The 915-nt window shown below is 63.1% G+C and carries 1 pseudogene; it reads left to right on the plus strand.

Features of this window, described 5'->3' with window-relative positions:
• Positions 1-425 precede the first annotated feature (425 nt).
• Positions 426-915 (plus strand): annotated as a pseudogene (locus NKI61_RS32820) (M23 family peptidase); the annotation flags it as partial.

Raw genomic sequence — 915 nt, forward strand, 5'->3', positions numbered from 1 at the left:
GCACCGCCCTCGTTCGTGAGGCGTATATAGTCGCCACCAACCAGAACTGTCAACAGTCATCGACGATGTTTTTGAACTTTTTGCGACAGAAGTTTGGCGCCGGCAGACTGCCCCAGGGGAACATTGGCGTTGCCAAAAAGGAGCCCTATTGCCGCCGCATTGCCGTTCGAGACCAAGGCCAACAAAGAAGGGCTCGGCGCGGCCCGCGAGGTGCCTTCCTATAAGAGCCAAAGCGGGGTCTGCGCATCCACCGGTTCGGACCCTCCTACAAGAGGATAAAGTCGCCTCTCTATAAGGGGCTGTAAAACAGAGCGTGTGCGTGGGGATTTCGCCGCTTCGTTGACTTCACTCGCCGTGACAGGCAAATGTCATGGCCCAACAGAAGCGAAAAGCCGTTCCGCCCGGGGAAGAAGCAGCCTTTCTGGATGCCAGACACGGAAGATGTCATAGCCGAACTCGGCAATGAGCCGCCGCTGATCGCGGATGGCCGCAGCGGCCCGCCCGACCGGCGCGAGGTTTCGGCGCGCTGGCTGTCGGGCACCTTTCTTACCGGCGTGACCTCGAGTGTGCTGATGGGCGTGGCGTTGTTTGCCGCCCTTGACGGCCGCCAGCAGCTGGCAACCCCGCCCGAAATCGCCGAACTGGCCCAGCTCGAAAGCGGCGGCGATTCCGGCGAGGTCGCCAAGACCACCAGGCTGGTGGCGCCGCGCCAGATCGCCAAGGCCAAGGACCGCCGGCGCATGGAAGTGTCGATGGTGACCAAGGTCGGTGACCGCGACGTTATCCACACCATGCCGTTCGTGCAGATCAAGATGGCGCTGGCCGCCGGCCACACCACCAACCGCGCCTATCCGCCTTTCGACCCGATGCAGGTGTTCGGCGACGATGGCGACTCGACGCCGGCGCAGCCGGCGT

Source organism: Mesorhizobium sp. M0514 (assembly GCF_040321145.1).
GTDB lineage: Bacteria > Pseudomonadota > Alphaproteobacteria > Rhizobiales > Rhizobiaceae > Mesorhizobium.